Here is a 14,720-nt window from a genome sequence, read left to right as displayed (position 1 = left end):
TGATGCGTATTTCAGCTTTGCCCAGCATTCCAGAGCCGGAACAACGGCTCTGCCAGAAACAGCACGAACAGCAAGCGCATCACCTGCAACGCCGTCACCAGCGGCACCGACAACTGCAGGGTTTCGGCTGTCAGGCTCATCTCGGCAATCCCGCCCGGCATCATCCCCAGCGTCAACGAGCGCAGGTCCAGTGCGGTCATCACGCTCAATGCCCAGGCGGCACTGGCGGCGATCAGCATGCACAAGGCCGTGGCCACCAGGGTACGCCCCAGGAACGACGGTGCCCGGCGGAAGAACGCACGGTTGAAGTGACATGCCAGCCCGCTGCCGATCAACCACTGGCCGACTTGGCTGGCACCCTCGGGCAGGGCGATCTGCAGGTTGCCGGCAAGGCTTACCGTGGCCGCCACCAGCAAGGGGCCGAACAGCCAGGGGTTGGGCTGGCGCAGGCGTTGCCAGAGCAGCGCCACGGCAATGCCCAGCGGTGCGATCAACGCCAGCCAGCCCCAGCTGACGCTGCCCGCGTGGTTCAGCGCCACCCCGTCACCCAGCAGCAACTTGAACAGCGCGGGCACGCACAGCACCACTGCCAGCACCCGCAAGCTCTGCGCTGCGGCGACCTGGCTGAGCACTGCGCCGTTGCGCGCCCCCAGGTTGACCATCTCCCCCGACCCACCCGGCATGCTGGCGAAGAAGGCGGTCGCGCGGTCCTCGCCGGTGCGGCGCAGCAACCACACGCTGATGACGCTGGACAGGGTAGTGAACAGCGCGCCAAAGAAGATCAGCGCAAAGTGGCTGGCCACCTGCTCGATAACCGCCGGGGTGAAGTGCAGGCCGATGCCGATGCCGATGATCCATTGCCCGCATTTGCGGCCATGGGGGATTTCCGAAAGTTGCCAGGGCGTCAGGCAGCGCACCAGGATGATCGCCAGCAACGAGCCGACCATCCAGGGCAAAGGCCAGCCGACCCGGCTGGCGAGATACCCGCCAGCAAGGCCGACCAGCCCGGTAGCCCAGTACAGCGGCAACGACCGATCAGGCATCAGCCATGGCCCGGCGTTGCTGGCTGCGCTTGCGCCAGATACGCAGCAGCGGCAGGCAGAGCATGCAGCCCACCAATACCCAGACACCCAGGCTGATCGGGCTCGACCAGAGGATGCCCAGCTCACCGTTGGAGATCGACAGCGCACGTCGCAGGTTCTGTTCCATCAGCCCGCCGAGGATGAAACCGAGCAGGATCGGCGACAGCGGGAAGTCCAGCTTACGCAGGATATAGCCCATGATGCCGATGCCGACCATCAGGAACAGGTCGAAGGTGGTGGCATGCACGGCGTACACGCCGATCGCGGTGATGATCGCGATGACCGGCACCAGCGCCCAGTTCGGTACCGCAAGGATGCGGGTGAAGATGCGGATCATCGGGATGTTGAGGATCACCAGCATGATGTTGGCGATGAACAACGAGGCGATCAGGCCCCAGACGATGTCGGGCTGCTGCTCGAACAGCAGTGGGCCGGGGGTGATGTTGTACAGGGTCAGTGCACCGATCATCACTGCCGTGGTACCTGAGCCTGGCACACCCAGGGTCAGCATCGGTACCAGGGCGCCGCAGCAGGACGCACCGATGGCGGTTTCCGGGGCGGCCAGGCCGCGGGCATCGCCCTTGCCGAACGTGCCGCTTTCGCCGGCGATACGCTTCTCGGTCATGTAGGCCACGGCACTGGCCAGGGTGGCGCCAGCGCCCGGCAGCACGCCCATGATGAAGCCGAGCAGGCCGCAGCGGATGTTGATTACGAACACCGAGGCGGCTTCCTTGAAGTTGAACAGCATGCGCCCGGTGGCCTTGACTGCCTGGTGGCCATGGTGGGTCTTTTCCAGCAGCAGGAGGATTTCGCTGACCGAGAACAGCCCCAGCACCAGCACCACGAACTGGATGCCGTCTGCCAGGTGCACGCTGTCACCGGTGAAGCGGTACACGCCGCTGTTGGCATCGATGCCGACTGCCGACAGGAACAGGCCGATCAGTGCGGCGATGAAGGTTTTCAATGGCTTGTCGCCGGCCATGCCGCCCAGGGCGACGATGGCGAACACCATCAGCACGAAGTACTCCGCCGGGCCGAAGGCGATGGCCCATTTCGCCAACAGCGGGGCGAACAGCACCATGCCGCAGGTGGCGATGAAGGCGCCGATGAACGAACTCCAGGCAGACAGCGACAGCGCCACGCCGGCCAGGCCCTGACGGGCCATCGGGTAGCCGTCGAGGGTGGTCATCACGGTCGAAGCTTCGCCCGGGATGTTCAGCAGGATCGAGCTGATGCGCCCGCCGTATTCACAGCCCAGGTAAACCGCGGCCAGCAGGATCAGTGCCGACTCAGGGGGCAGGCCCAGGGCAAAAGCGATGGGGATCAGCAGCGCCACGCCGTTGATCGGGCCCAGGCCCGGCAACAGTCCGACCACGGTGCCGATCAGGGTGCCACAGAGGGCGGTGACCAGGTTGTACGGGCTCAGGGCGACGCCAAAGCCCTGGCCCAGATAGCTCAAGGTATCCATGTGTCAGTTCTCCAGTACGCTCAGCAGGCCAAGGGGCAGGGGCACGTCCATGACGCGGTCGAACAGCCAGTAGAGGAACAGGCTCATGCCGACCACTACGATGGCGCTGTGCAACCAGCGCCCGCCGTACAGCCGGGCCATCGGCAGGCCGACCAGGATCGCGCTGAGGATGAAGCCCAGGGCTTCGAAGGTGGCAGCGAAGACGACCAGCAGGCCGACACAGGCGGCGATCTTGATCAGGGTTTCGCGGTCCAGTTCGGGTTCGTCGTCCTTGCGCACGATCGGCGTGGGGCGGATCACCAGGTACAGCAGGCCCAGGCCCATCAGGCCGAGCATCAACAGCGGGTAGGCGCGCGGGCCAACCGGCTCGTAGGAAAACGCAGCCTGGTACGGCCAGGCCATCACGGCCAGGGCGGCGCAGACGGCCAGCAAGGCCAGGGCGAAGAGACGTTGCAGGATCATCGGGGAATCCTCGTTTTTATTGTGAACAGCGCGGCCCTCGTGGGATCGGGCTTGCCCCGCGAACACCGGCAAAGCCGGTGCCATGCATCGCGGTGCTGGCTTCGCGGGGCAAGCCCGCTCCCACAAGGGCGGTGACAGGTCGTTAGGCCTTACTGGATCAGGCCGAATTCCTTGGCCAGTGCCTTGTAGTCAGCCACCTGCTTCTTCACATAGCCGTCCAGCTCTTCACCGGTCATGGCGAACGGGAACAGCTCGCGCTGGTCACGCAACGTGGCGAAGTCTTCGGAGGCCAGCATCTTGTCGAACGAGGCTTTCCACCAGGCGTAATCTTCGTCGCTCACCTTCGGCCCGAGGTAGAAGCCGCGTACTACCGGCCAGACGATGTCGTAGCCCTGCTCCTTGGCGGTGGGGATGTCTTTCATCTCCGGCTCGTCCAGGCGGTTCTCGGAGAACACCGCGAGGATGCGCATGTTGCCGCTCTGGATGTGCGGCATGGAGTCGGAGATGTCGGTGGAGCCCACCTGGATATGCCCGCCCAGCAGCGCGGTGGCAATTTCGCCGCCGCCTTCCAGGGCCACGTAGCGCAGGTCACGCGGGTTGATACCGGCGGCCTTGGCGATCAGTGCGGTCTGCATCCAGTCCTGGCTGCCGACGGTGCCGCCAGAGCCGATCACCACCTTGCCCGGGTCTTTTTTCAGCGCGGCGACCAGGTCGTCGAGGGTCTTGTAGGGCGAATCGCTTTTCACGGCGATGGCCCCGTAGCTGGTGCCGACCGCTGCCAGCCATTTCACCGCGCTCTCGTCGAAGCGGCCGAACTTGCCCTGGGCCAGGTTCAACAGCGAGCCGCTCGACCAGGCCACCAGGGTGCCGGCATCACCTGGGCGCTGGGCCACCACGGCGTTGTAGGCCACAGCCCCGACACCGCCGGGCATGTAGGTGACGCGCATGGGCTTGCTGAGGATTTTCTCCTGCACCAGCGCGCTTTGCACCAGCTTGCAGGTCAGGTCGAAGCCACCACCCGGCGAGGCGGGGGCGATGCATTCGGGGCGTTTCGGTTCGGCGGCGAGGGCATTGCCGGCCAGCAGCAGGCAGCCGGTAGCGAGGACGAGGCGGCGCAGTGAAAAGGTCATCGTCAATCTCCGTGAGCGTTGTTGTTATTGGGTTACCACAGGGCCACGCTGTAGCTCACCAGCAGCCGCACTTCGTCGGCGTCGCGAGCAAAATTCGAGCGGAAGGTGGCATTGCGCAAGCGCACGGCGACGTTTTTCAACGGGCCGCTTTGTACCACGTACTTGAACTCGGTGTTGCGCTCCCACTCCTTGCCCTCGCTGCCATCGGCGCGGCTGACGTTGTCGCCGCTGATGTAACGGGTCATGAAGGTCAGGCCGGGGATGCCCAGGGCGGCGAAGTTGTAGTCGTAGCGCATCTGCCAGGAATGCTCGTCGGCCCCGGCGAAATCGTTGATCTGCACGAAGTTGACCAGGTACGGGTCGGCGCCGTCGATGTAGGGGAAGGCGCTGTCACCGGACAGGTGCTGGTAGGCGGCGCTGACCTTGTGCCCGCCCAGGGCGTAGCTGAGCATGCCGTTGACGGTGGTGTTGTCGATATTGCCGGCCTTGGCCTGGCCTTGGTCATCACTCACCGCCAGGCGCAGGTCGGCGCCGAAGGTACCTGGGCCCCACGGCTGGGTGGCGACCATGCCCAGGAAGTGCTGGCGGTAGATGTCGTCGAGCTGGGCGAAGTGGTAGCTACCAGTAATGCGATCGGTGAACTGGTAATCCAGGCCTGCAAGGTCCAGGTTGTCGGCCGAGAAGGTGCCACCGAAGCGGCCGTTCTTGTTGTTGAGCGCCAGGTCTTCCCAGTTGGTGTCGTTGCGGTCCTTGGCCTTTTCCAGGCGCCCACCGGTGAAGGTCAGGTGGCTGATTTCTTTCGAGGTGAGCAGGCCGCCTTCGAAGGTTTGCGGCAGAATGCGCCCGTCGTTGGGCTGCAGGGTTGGCAGTTCCGGGATCAGCGTGCCGACTTTCAGTTCGGTCTTGGACACCTTGATCTTGCCGGTCAGGCCGAGCTTGGAGTACTCGTCGGCAGCCTTGCCGTCGTCATGGGTCGGCAGCAGGCCGGTGTCGGTGCGGTCGGGGCTGGAGTCGAGCTTGATGCCGAGCATGCCCAGCGCATCCAGGCCAAAGCCCACGGTGCCATCGGTGTAGCCGGACTCGAAGTTGAGGATGAAGCCCTGGGCCCATTCGTCGCGCTTGGATTGCTGCGCGCTGGTGCCGTCGCGAAAGTCGCGGTTGAAGTACATGTTGCGGGTTTCGAAGGTCGCCGTGCTGTCTTCGAAGAAGGCCGCCTGGCTCAGCGGTGCGACACCGGCAAGGGCAACGGCGCTGGCGATGGCGATGGCGGAGGGGCGTGCGGCAAAGGAACGGGTAGGCGCGAACGCCTGCGGCTGCGATGACAGCATCGAGATGGCTCCGTTTATTGTTCTTATTGGTTGCACCTTGCTGGTGCTTTTTTCGGCGCGCGGGGCGACCGTAGTGCGATGCTAGGTCGCCAACCTTTCGCTAACCTTTCAACGAGAAAGGTTTGTTACAAGGGGCTTCACAGGCGGGTCTACAGCGGTACACTCCGCGCCACCGCCCCACCCGAGCAGGGAGAAACCGATGCGTGTGCTGTTGGTCGAAGACCACCTGCAACTGGCCGAAAGCGTGGCCCAGGCCTTGAAAAGCCACGGCTTGACCGTGGATGTACTGCATGACGGCGTGGCTGCCGACCTGGCCCTGGCCAGTGAGGAATATGCGGTTGCCGTGCTTGATGTCGGCTTGCCGCGCATGGATGGCTTCGAGGTGCTGGCGCGCCTGCGCGGGCGCGGCAAGACCCTGCCGGTGCTGATGCTGACCGCGCGCAGTGACGTCAAGGACCGGGTTCACGGGCTGAACCTGGGCGCTGACGATTACCTCGCCAAGCCCTTCGAACTGACCGAGCTGGAAGCACGGGTCAAGGCCTTGCTGCGCCGTAGCGTGCTCGGTGGCGAGCGCCAGCAGCGCTGCGGGCCGTTGGTGTACGACCTGGACACCCGGCGCTTCAGCCTCGGCGAAGACAACCTGACCCTGACCTCACGTGAGCAGAGCGTGCTTGAAGCGCTGATCGCACGCCCAGGCCGGGTCATGAGCAAGGAGCAACTGGCCGCCCAGGTGTTTGGCCTGGACGAGGAGGCCAGCCCCGATGCCATCGAAATCTATATCCACCGCCTGCGCAAGAAACTCGACGGCCACCCGGTGGCCATCGTGACCTTCCGTGGCCTGGGCTACCTGCTCGAGCATCGCGATGCGTGACAACGGCAGCCTGCGTGGGCGGCTGCTGGGCAACCTGGCACTGCTGCTGGTGGTGCTGATGCTGGCCAGCGGCCTGAGCGCCTACTGGAACGGCCGCGAAGCCGCCGACACGGCGTACGACCGGACCTTGCTGGCCTCGGCGCGGACCATCGCCGCAGGCTTGTCGCAACGCGATGGCTCGTTGAGCGCGGATGTGCCCTACGTGGCCCTGGACACGTTCGCGTACGACAGTGCCGGGCGCATCTACTACCAGGTACTGGACATCAAGCAGCGGTTGATTTCCGGCTACGAGAATTTGCCAGCACCGCCGCCGGGCACGCCGCGCACGGATGACTACCCGGCGCTGGCGCGTTTCTACAATGCGACCTACCTCGGCCAGGACGTGCGTGTGGTCAGCCTGCTCAAGCCGGTCAGCGAGCCGAACATGAACGGCATGGCGGAAATTCGCGTGGCCGAGACCGAGGAGGCGCGCGTGCGCATGGCGCGGGGGTTGATGGCTGACACCCTGCTGCGCCTGGGCATGCTGGCGCTGGGCGCCTTGGTGATGGTGTGGTTTGCCATCAGTGCGGCGCTACGCCCGCTGGAGCGCCTGCGCACCGCCGTGGAAGAGCGTCAGCCCGACGACCTGCGGGCCTTGCCTGTGGTCCAGGTGCAGCGCGAACTTGGCCCGCTGGTGCGTGCCTTGAACCATTTCACCGAGCGCTTGCGCGGCCAGTTCGAACGTCAGGCGCAGTTCATCGCCGACGCCGCCCACGAATTGCGTACCCCCCTGGCGGCGCTCAAGGCACGGGTCGAGTTGGGCTTGCGCGCGTCCGAGCCCGAGCAGTGGCGCCAGACCCTGGAGTCCGCAGCCCAGGGCACCGACCGCCTGACGCACCTGGCCAACCAGTTGTTGTCTCTGGCGCGGGTCGAGAATGGTGCCAGGGCGATTGCCGAAGGTGGCGCGCAGCGCCTGGACCTTAGCCAACTGGCCCGCGAACTGGGCATGGCCATGGCGCCGCTGGCCCACAAACGCGGGGTGGCGCTGGCCCTGGAGGCCGAGGCGCCGGTCTGGCTCAAGGGCGAGCCGACCTTGCTCAACGAGCTGTTGAGCAACCTGGTGGATAACGCCCTGGCGCATACCCCGGCCGGTGGCAACGTGATCTTGCGGGTGGTGGCGCCGGCGGTGCTGGAAGTCGAGGATGATGGCCCGGGTATTCCCGAGGAGGAGCGCGAACGGGTGTTCGAGCGCTTCTACCGCCGCAGTGCCCAGGGCAGTGGGCTTGGGCTGGCCATTGTCGGCGAGATCTGCCGCGCGCACTTGGCGCAGATCAGCCTGCACGATGGGCAAAAGGGCGGCTTGCGGGTGCGCGTGAGCTTTATCGCCGATTGAGTCTGCAACCGCTGGGCCTCAAGGAGGCCCCGGCGCCATCAGCGCAACAGGCTCCGCGCCTCAAGCAACTCTTCCACCTCAAGCTCGGTGCCGAACGGCAGCCCCAGGTGGCGGTACGCCGGCAGTGCCGCCAACGGCCGGCTGCGCCCCCGCTGGCTGATGCAACGGGCGATCTGCACGACGTCGATGTAATCGACCTTGTCGGTCTGCCGGTCAAGGTCCTGAACCTGGCTTGGCAGGTTGACCAACTGCTCGGGAAACTCCCATGCCTTGAGGATCTTGTCGCCCAGCGCCGGCTGGATCTGCTCGATCACGTAATGCAGGCAGACCGGGTCGGAGAGCAGCTCGTTGTGTTCCTCGGCGTAAATCAGTACCGGCAGCGCACCGATCTGGTTGACCAGCCCGCCGAGGGTGGCCTGGTCTGGTTTCAGGTGGGTGTAGCGGCGGCTTATTTCATAGCTGATACCTGCAACTTCCAGGCTGCTTGCCCAGATATCGCGCAGTTTTTGCTCAACGGCTGGCGAGCGGGCATGGAAGATCTGCTCGATCACCAGGCCGATGGCCAGGTTGCAGCTGTAGTTGATGCCCAGGCGGGTGATTGCAGTGTGCAGGTCGGTGACCTCTACCGCGGCACGCAGCAGTGGGCTGTTGACCACTTTGATCAGCCGCGCCGAGAGGGCTGCGTCGCGGCCGATCACCTTGCTCAAGGCCGACACACTGATCTCGCTGTCCTCGGCCGCCTCGCGGATGCTCAAGGCAACCTCGGGGAGGGTGGGCAGGACCAGGTCATCCTTTTCGATGGCCTCAAGCAGTTGTGCTTGAACCATCTCGGCCAGCTTGTTCATGGACTTCTCTACCGCAGTGGTGGTGCGGCCCCGTCACGCGGACGGGGCAGGCTGGTCAGCGCTGGATTTCCCGGTCGCGGTCCAGTTCGTAGGGCAGGCTCAGCACGTGCAGGCGTGGCCCTTCCAGGCTGCCCAGGTGCAGGTTGTCATCGTTCACCGCATCGGCGCTGAGCACCGCGAGCAACTCACAACCTACACCGGTGCTGGCAGCAATCACCACTTCACCGACCGACGAGCCATGGGTTGGCGAGAAGATCTCGGCACCGGGCGCGGGGATGGCCTGCTGGTCGAGCGCCAGGCGGTACTGACGGCGCTTGAGCTTGCCCAGGTACTGCATGCGGGCGACGATTTCCTGGCCGGTGTAGCAGCCCTTCTTGAAGCTGACACCGTCGACGGCCTGCAGGTTGATCATCTGCGGGATGAACAGTTCACGGGTAGGGCCCATGACCTGGCCGATGCCGGCGCGAACCTGGCCCAGCAGCCAATCATTGAGGCTGCCTTCGGGCAAGCTGGCGGCAAGTGTTGCGGACACTGCGCTGGATTGCTCGGCCGGTGCCCACAGTTCAACCCGGCCCGCCGACACGGCAATGGCGATCAGGCCCGCGTGGCGCACGGTTGCGCCCGCCTCGGTGGGTGGCGTCACACCCAGTGCCAGCAGCGCTGCATCGCCGCCCTGCAGGCCAAAGCGTGCCCAGGCGGCGCTTTCGTCGCTGAGGGTGGCTTTGGAGAACACGGCATACTTCTTCAGGTCGGCCAACTGCGCGTCGAGCAGTTCGCTGGCCATGGCCAGCAGGTAGCCGTTGCCTTCCGGCACGATGCGAAAACTCGACTGCATGCGCCCCTTGACCATGCAGCGGGCGCCGAGGCTGGCATGTTCCTGGCTGAGGTAGTTGATGTTGCAGGTCAGCTGGCCCTGCAGGAACTTGCCTGCGTCGGAGCCGCGGACGGCGAGGATGCCCTCGTGGGACAGAGGGCTGAAGAAAGCGGAATCGGCCATGGGTCATCGCGGTGGCTTAAAGACTGGCGGCCATCATAGAACGCCAGTAACAAAATAGGTAGGTGACTAGACCAACGCCCTGTGCCGCTTCGCTCGCCTGGCTGTATACTGGCGGGCCATTCGAGGAGGGCCCCATGGTCGAACAAACTGAACTCAACCGGCTTTTCTGGCACAGCCGTCGCGGCATGCTGGAACTGGACGTACTGCTGGTGCCTTTCACCCAGGAAGTCTACGCCACCCTCAACGAAGCCGACCGTGAGCTCTATGTGCGCCTGTTGAGCTGCGAGGATCAGGACATGTTCGGCTGGTTCATGGAGCGCACCGAGTCTGAAGACCCGGAGTTGCAGCGCATGGTCCGCATCATCCTGGACCGTGTCCAGCCCAAGTGAGTTTTTCCAGAGCCGTTGGCAGGGCTCGCGCCTGCTGCTGACGGCCTACCTGAGTTGCCAGGTGCTGGCGCTGCTTACCGTGTGGGTGAGTGCGTTGCCCTGGTGGCTGTCCCTTGCTGTTGCTGCCGCCTGCATTGCCCACGCCAGTTGGGCCATCCCCCGACGTATTCTGTTGACGCATGATCATGCCGTTGTGGGCGTGCGCCGTGATGCGCGTGGCTGGCAGGTACTGAGCCGTGCCCGAGGCTGGCAGCCGGTGCGCTTGTGCCGCGATAGCGTGGCGGTGCCGGGGCTGGTGGTGCTGCGCTTTGTGCGGGAGGGGGGCTGGTTGGGGGAAAGTCAATGCATACCGCCGGATGCGCTGGGGGCTGATGAGCACCGGCGGTTGCGGGTACGGCTGAGATTCAGCCGGCGCAGGTGGGGGCAGGCAAGCCAGGTATAGATCGAAACGACGCAGGCCTTTTCGCAGGGTTACCCGCGAAAAGGCCGGCATGGTTTTCAGAACGGGCTGAGGATGGTGTCCTTCGCCTCGTCCAGCATCCCTGGATAATCCAGCGTGTAATGCAAACCACGGCTTTCCTTGCGCTGCATCGCCGAACGAATCATCAGCTCCGCCACCTGGGCCAGGTTGCGCAACTCGATCAGGTCGCGGCTGACCTTGTAGTTGCTGTAGAACTCGTCGATTTCATCAAGCAGCAGGCGGACGCGGTGTTCGGCACGCTGCAGGCGTTTGCTGGTGCGCACGATGCCGACATAGTCCCACATGAAGCGGCGCAGCTCGTCCCAGTTGTGCGCGATGATCACGTCCTCGTCCGAGTCGGTGACCTGGCTTGCATCCCAGCCGGGCAGGGCTTTGGGCATTTCGATCTGGTCCAGGTGCGCCTGGATGTCTGCGGCAGCCGCGCGGCCGTAGACGAAGCACTCGAGCAGCGAATTGCTGGCCATCCGGTTGGCGCCATGCAAACCGGTGAAGCTGGTCTCGCCGATGGCATACAGCCCCGGCACGTCGGTATGGCCGCGGTCGTCGACCACCACCCCGCCGCACGTATAGTGGGCCGCCGGTACCACAGGGATCGGCTGGCGGGTGATGTCGATGCCGAACGTCAGGCAGCGCTCGTACACGGTGGGGAAGTGGCCCTTGATGAACTCGGCCGGCTTGTGGGTGATGTCCAGGTACACGCAGTCCACGCCCAGGCGCTTCATCTCGTGGTCGATGGCGCGGGCCACGATGTCGCGAGGGGCCAGTTCTTCGCGTGGGTCGAAACGCGGCATGAACCGCTCGCCGTTGGGCAGGCGCAACAGGGCGCCTTCGCCGCGCAGGGCTTCGGTGACCAAAAAACTCTTGGCCTGGGGGTGGTACAGGCAGGTCGGGTGGAACTGGTTGAATTCAAGGTTGGCCACCCGGCAGCCGGCCCGCCAGGCCATGGCGATACCGTCACCGCAGGCGCCGTCCGGGTTGCTGGTATACAGGTAGACCTTGGCCGCGCCACCGGTGGCCAGCACGGTGAAGCGCGCACCAAAGGTGTCCACTTCGCCGCTGTTGCGGTTAAGCACATACGCACCCAGGCAGCGCTCGCCGGGCAGGCCCAGGCGGCGCTCGGTAATCAGGTCGACCGCCACGCGCTGCTCCAGCAACTCGATATTCGGGCGTTTTCGGGCCTGGGCCAGCAGGGTGGTGAAGATCGCGGCGCCGGTGGCATCGGCGGCGTGGATGATGCGCCGATGACTGTGGCCGCCTTCGCGGGTCAGGTGGAACTCGAAGCCCCCATCGTCGACGCCGTGCTGCTCGTCCCGGGTAAAGGGCACGCCTTGCTCGATCAGCCATTGGATGGCTTCGCGGCTGTGCTCGACGGTGAAGCGCACAGCGTCTTCATGGCACAGACCGCCGCCGGCATTGAGGGTATCCTCGACATGCGACTGGACGGTGTCGGTGTCGTCCAGCACCGCGGCGACGCCACCTTGGGCCCAGAACGTCGAGCCATTTGACAGGTCGCCCTTGCTGAGCACGGCGACGCGCAGGTGGCTGGGAAGGTTCAGTGCCAGGCTGAGACCGGCGGCACCGCTGCCGATCACCAGGACATCATGTTGGAATTGTTGGCTCATGTCGGGACACTAGTAATCTACGGAAGGGGCGCGGCACAATAGTCACGCGCCGATGGCATTGTGAAACTATCGTTAAACCAGGCCGGGTTGCCTTTATAGCAGCCCCGGGTGGCCAATTTCCATGCCACTTGCCAGCTTGCGGTAACCTTTGTGGGAACTTTCCGGCATGGCCGGAAATCCTATGAAGGCTGCCCGCACGCCACATATTGCCGCGGCGACGCAGGGCGGCAGCTCTATTCGGGCTGACACCTGCGTATTCGAAACCTGATTATCGACGTTGCCGGCCGTGTCCGCGCCGCGTCTTCCGTGCGAGCCGACCAAGGGCTGCAGGAAACTTGCTTGGAGGGGAGAACTTTTGCGCAAAGCCCGAGTCTATGTTTGCAAGCCTGAACGATGGCTGTTGCAACGCTCCTTCGAGTTCACTGAGGAGTGTTCATGCTAACCCAGGAAGAGGATCAGCAGCTTGTCGAGCGCGTACAGCGTGGAGACAGGCGAGCGTTCGATCTGTTGGTGCTGAAGTATCAGCACAAGATTCTCGGGTTGATCGTGCGGTTCGTTCACGATACCCACGAGGCCCAGGATGTAGCGCAGGAAGCCTTTATCAAGGCCTACCGTGCGCTTGGCAATTTCCGCGGAGACAGTGCGTTTTATACCTGGCTGTACCGCATCGCCATCAACACGGCGAAGAACTACCTGGTGTCCCGTGGAAGACGGCCACCAGACAGCGATGTCAGCTCCGAGGATGCGGAGTTTTACGACGGCGATCATGGTCTCAAGGATCTCGAGTCCCCAGAGCGCTCGTTGTTGCGGGATGAAATCGAAGGCACTGTCCATCGCACCATCCAGCAGCTGCCCGAAGACCTGCGCACGGCCTTGACCCTGCGTGAGTTCGACGGACTGAGTTACGAAGACATTGCCAGTGTCATGCAATGTCCGGTGGGTACCGTGCGCTCTCGAATCTTCCGCGCTCGGGAGGCCATAGATAAAGCCCTGCAGCCGTTGTTGCAGGAAACCTGAGACAGCGGCTACAGCCAAGAGAGGAACCGCCATGAGTCGTGAAGCGTTGCAGGAATCGCTGTCCGCGGTAATGGATAACGAAGCGGACGAACTGGAATTACGTCGGGTACTGAGTGCCGTCGACGATGCCGAAACCCGTGCCACCTGGTCGCGTTACCAGGTAGCCCGCGCAGCGATGCACAAGGAACTGCTGCTGCCAAACCTCGATATCGCCTCGGCGGTGTCTGCAGCATTGGCCGACGAAGCGGTACCGGCCAAGGTCAAGAAAGGCCCATTGCGCAGCATCGGCCGGTTGGCAGTTGCTGCCTCGGTGACGATCGCAGTGCTGGCGGGTGTACGCATGTACAACCAGGATGAGATCACCGGTGCCGAGCTGGCTTCCCAGCAACCTGCACAGCAGGGGCTGAGCGTGCCACAAACTCAGGGCCCGGCTGTATTGGCAGGCTATAGTGAAAGCAGTGAGCAACCGACCGGGCCGATGGCCAACGGTGTGCTGCAGAACCAGGCTGGCTGGGATCAGCGTCTGCCAGGCTACCTGCGCCAGCATGCCCAGGAATCTGCGCTCAAGGGCAATGAAACGGCTCTGCCTTATGCCCGCGCCGCCAGCCTGGATAACCCCGTTAAGTAAGGAGGATCATGCGCGCGCTACCTCTCTTGTCGCTGCTGATAGGCAGTTGCATGACGGTGCCAGCGTTGGCGGCCAACTCTTCGCCCGAGGCGAGTGAGTGGCTGAACAAGCTGGCACAGGCCGAGCAAAAGCAGAGCTACCAAGGCTCTTTCATCTACGAACGCAACGGCAGCTTTTCTTCCCACGATATCTGGCACAAGGTTCAGGACGGCAAGGTCAGCGAGCGGCTTCTGCAGCTCGACGGCGCCGCCCAGGAAATCGTGCGCGTGGACGGCAAGGTGGCGTGCGTCAGTGGTGCCTTGGTCAGCGGCGTGAAGACGCCGCCCGATGCCGCGCCGCGTGTGCTCGATCCACTCAAGTTGATGGGCTGGTACGACCTGAGCTTGGCGGGCAAGTCTCGTGTCGCCGGGCGCGATGCGGTGATCGTTACGCTCACCCCGCGCGACCAGCACCGTTACGCTTTCGAATTGCATCTGGACCGCCGTACCGGTTTGCCGCTGCGCTCGTTGATGCTCAACGACAAAGGGCAGTTGCTCGAGCGCTTCCAGATGACCCGCCTGGATACCGATGACCTGCCTACCGACGAAGACTTGCGCGCCAGTGCCGCCTGCAAGCCGGTGGAGCATCGCGCCACTACGACGCAAGAAGCGGTCTCTGGCTGGCGTTCGGACTGGCTGCCGCCGGGTTTCGAGTTGGTCAACAGCTCGGTACGCCGCGACGCGGCTCGCAACAGCTCGGTCACCAGCTTGATGTATGACGATGGCCTGGCTCGCGTATCGGTATTCGTCGAACCGGTCAACGACAACTCAGGCATCGACACGCGCGTTCAGTTGGGCCCGACCGTAGCGGTATCGCGCCGTCTCAATACCCCAAAAGGCAAGGTCCTGGTCACCGTGGTCGGTGAAATACCCTTGGGTACCGCAGAGCGCATTGCGCTGTCGATGCGGGCTCAGGATGCCCAGGCGCGGCAATGATGGCGTGCTTTTTCAGGCGGGTTACGGCGTGAGAGACCTGCCTCTGAAATGAAA

Annotated in this window: 15 protein-coding genes; 7 read left to right on the top strand and 8 right to left on the bottom strand. The window is 64.1% G+C overall.

Translation table 11 applies throughout. The features are described 5' to 3' along the window. Positions 1-11: 11 nt before the first annotated feature. The 5 genes from PC358_RS22770 to PC358_RS22750 form a co-directional block, all read right to left on the bottom strand. Positions 12-1,043, bottom strand: a complete 1,032-nt coding sequence (locus PC358_RS22770) for an AbrB family transcriptional regulator (protein ID WP_033702725.1) — start codon at positions 1,041-1,043, stop codon at positions 12-14. Beyond that, positions 1,036-2,550: a tripartite tricarboxylate transporter permease gene (locus tag PC358_RS22765; RefSeq protein WP_033702724.1), complete on the bottom strand. Its 1,515-nt coding sequence runs from the start codon at positions 2,548-2,550 to the stop codon at positions 1,036-1,038. The genes PC358_RS22770 and PC358_RS22765 overlap by 8 nt, the downstream gene beginning before the upstream one ends. Positions 2,551-2,553: 3 nt before the next feature. Then, a complete protein-coding gene (locus PC358_RS22760; RefSeq protein ID WP_033702723.1) occupies positions 2,554-3,012 on the bottom strand; it encodes a tripartite tricarboxylate transporter TctB family protein in 459 nt (152 codons plus the stop codon). Positions 3,013-3,161: 149 nt separating this feature from the next. After that, a complete protein-coding gene (locus tag PC358_RS22755) occupies positions 3,162-4,142 on the bottom strand; it encodes a Bug family tripartite tricarboxylate transporter substrate binding protein (RefSeq protein WP_033702722.1) in 981 nt (326 codons plus the stop codon). 32 nt (positions 4,143-4,174) lie between these two features. After that, positions 4,175-5,470: an OprD family porin gene (locus tag PC358_RS22750; protein WP_033702721.1), complete on the bottom strand. Its 1,296-nt coding sequence runs from the start codon at positions 5,468-5,470 to the stop codon at positions 4,175-4,177. Positions 5,471-5,669: 199 nt separating this feature from the next. On the opposite strand from PC358_RS22750, the gene PC358_RS22745 reads away from it, so the two are divergent. Then, positions 5,670-6,341, top strand: a complete 672-nt coding sequence (locus tag PC358_RS22745; protein WP_027594137.1) for a response regulator — start codon at positions 5,670-5,672, stop codon at positions 6,339-6,341. Then, positions 6,334-7,713 (top strand): sensor histidine kinase, encoded by a 1,380-nt coding sequence (locus tag PC358_RS22740; protein ID WP_033702720.1) that lies wholly within the window; start codon positions 6,334-6,336, stop codon positions 7,711-7,713. Before PC358_RS22745 ends, PC358_RS22740 begins: the two co-directional genes overlap by 8 nt. 38 nt (positions 7,714-7,751) lie before the next feature. On the opposite strand, the gene PC358_RS22735 is transcribed toward PC358_RS22740, so the two are convergent. Next, the gene (locus PC358_RS22735; RefSeq protein WP_033702719.1) at positions 7,752-8,558 is read right to left on the bottom strand and encodes an HDOD domain-containing protein; all 807 of its coding nucleotides are present in this window, start codon (positions 8,556-8,558) and stop codon (positions 7,752-7,754) included. Positions 8,559-8,613: 55 nt separating this feature from the next. Next, positions 8,614-9,555: a CAF17-like 4Fe-4S cluster assembly/insertion protein YgfZ gene (ygfZ, locus tag PC358_RS22730; RefSeq protein WP_033702718.1), complete on the bottom strand. Its 942-nt coding sequence runs from the start codon at positions 9,553-9,555 to the stop codon at positions 8,614-8,616. Positions 9,556-9,689: 134 nt separating this feature from the next. Here ygfZ and PC358_RS22725 point away from each other — a divergent pair, with 134 nt between their 5' ends. Together PC358_RS22725 and PC358_RS22720 are read left to right on the top strand one after the other, a co-directional pair. Further along, positions 9,690-9,944 (top strand): FAD assembly factor SdhE, encoded by a 255-nt coding sequence (locus PC358_RS22725; RefSeq protein ID WP_027594141.1) that lies wholly within the window; start codon positions 9,690-9,692, stop codon positions 9,942-9,944. After that, the gene (locus tag PC358_RS22720) at positions 9,928-10,386 is read left to right on the top strand and encodes a protein YgfX (protein ID WP_033702717.1); all 459 of its coding nucleotides are present in this window, start codon (positions 9,928-9,930) and stop codon (positions 10,384-10,386) included. Before PC358_RS22725 ends, PC358_RS22720 begins: the two co-directional genes overlap by 17 nt. Before the next feature lie 56 nt (positions 10,387-10,442). Here PC358_RS22720 and nadB read toward each other — a convergent pair whose 3' ends face one another. Further along, on the bottom strand, positions 10,443-12,047 hold the full coding sequence (gene nadB / locus PC358_RS22715; protein ID WP_033702716.1) for an L-aspartate oxidase: 1,605 nt from the start codon (positions 12,045-12,047) through the stop codon (positions 10,443-10,445). 435 nt (positions 12,048-12,482) lie between these two features. Here nadB and rpoE point away from each other — a divergent pair, with 435 nt between their 5' ends. The 3 genes from rpoE to PC358_RS22700 are packed head-to-tail and all read left to right on the top strand — an operon-like array spanning position 12,483 to position 14,666. Next, the gene (gene rpoE / locus PC358_RS22710; RefSeq protein ID WP_003252049.1) at positions 12,483-13,064 is read left to right on the top strand and encodes an RNA polymerase sigma factor RpoE/AlgU; all 582 of its coding nucleotides are present in this window, start codon (positions 12,483-12,485) and stop codon (positions 13,062-13,064) included. Between the two features lie 31 nt (positions 13,065-13,095). Continuing rightward, complete coding sequence (locus PC358_RS22705; protein WP_033702715.1) at positions 13,096-13,692, top strand: sigma-E factor negative regulatory protein; 597 nt, start codon at positions 13,096-13,098, stop codon at positions 13,690-13,692. 8 nt (positions 13,693-13,700) lie between these two features. Beyond that, positions 13,701-14,666 (top strand): MucB/RseB C-terminal domain-containing protein, encoded by a 966-nt coding sequence (locus PC358_RS22700; RefSeq protein ID WP_033702714.1) that lies wholly within the window; start codon positions 13,701-13,703, stop codon positions 14,664-14,666. Positions 14,667-14,720 lie beyond the last annotated feature (54 nt).

This window comes from Pseudomonas capeferrum, from assembly GCF_000731675.1.
Taxonomy (GTDB): Bacteria; Pseudomonadota; Gammaproteobacteria; order Pseudomonadales; family Pseudomonadaceae; genus Aquipseudomonas; species Aquipseudomonas capeferrum.
Note: the sequence above shows the minus strand (reverse complement) of the source record. Positions and strands in the feature narration are given on the sequence as shown.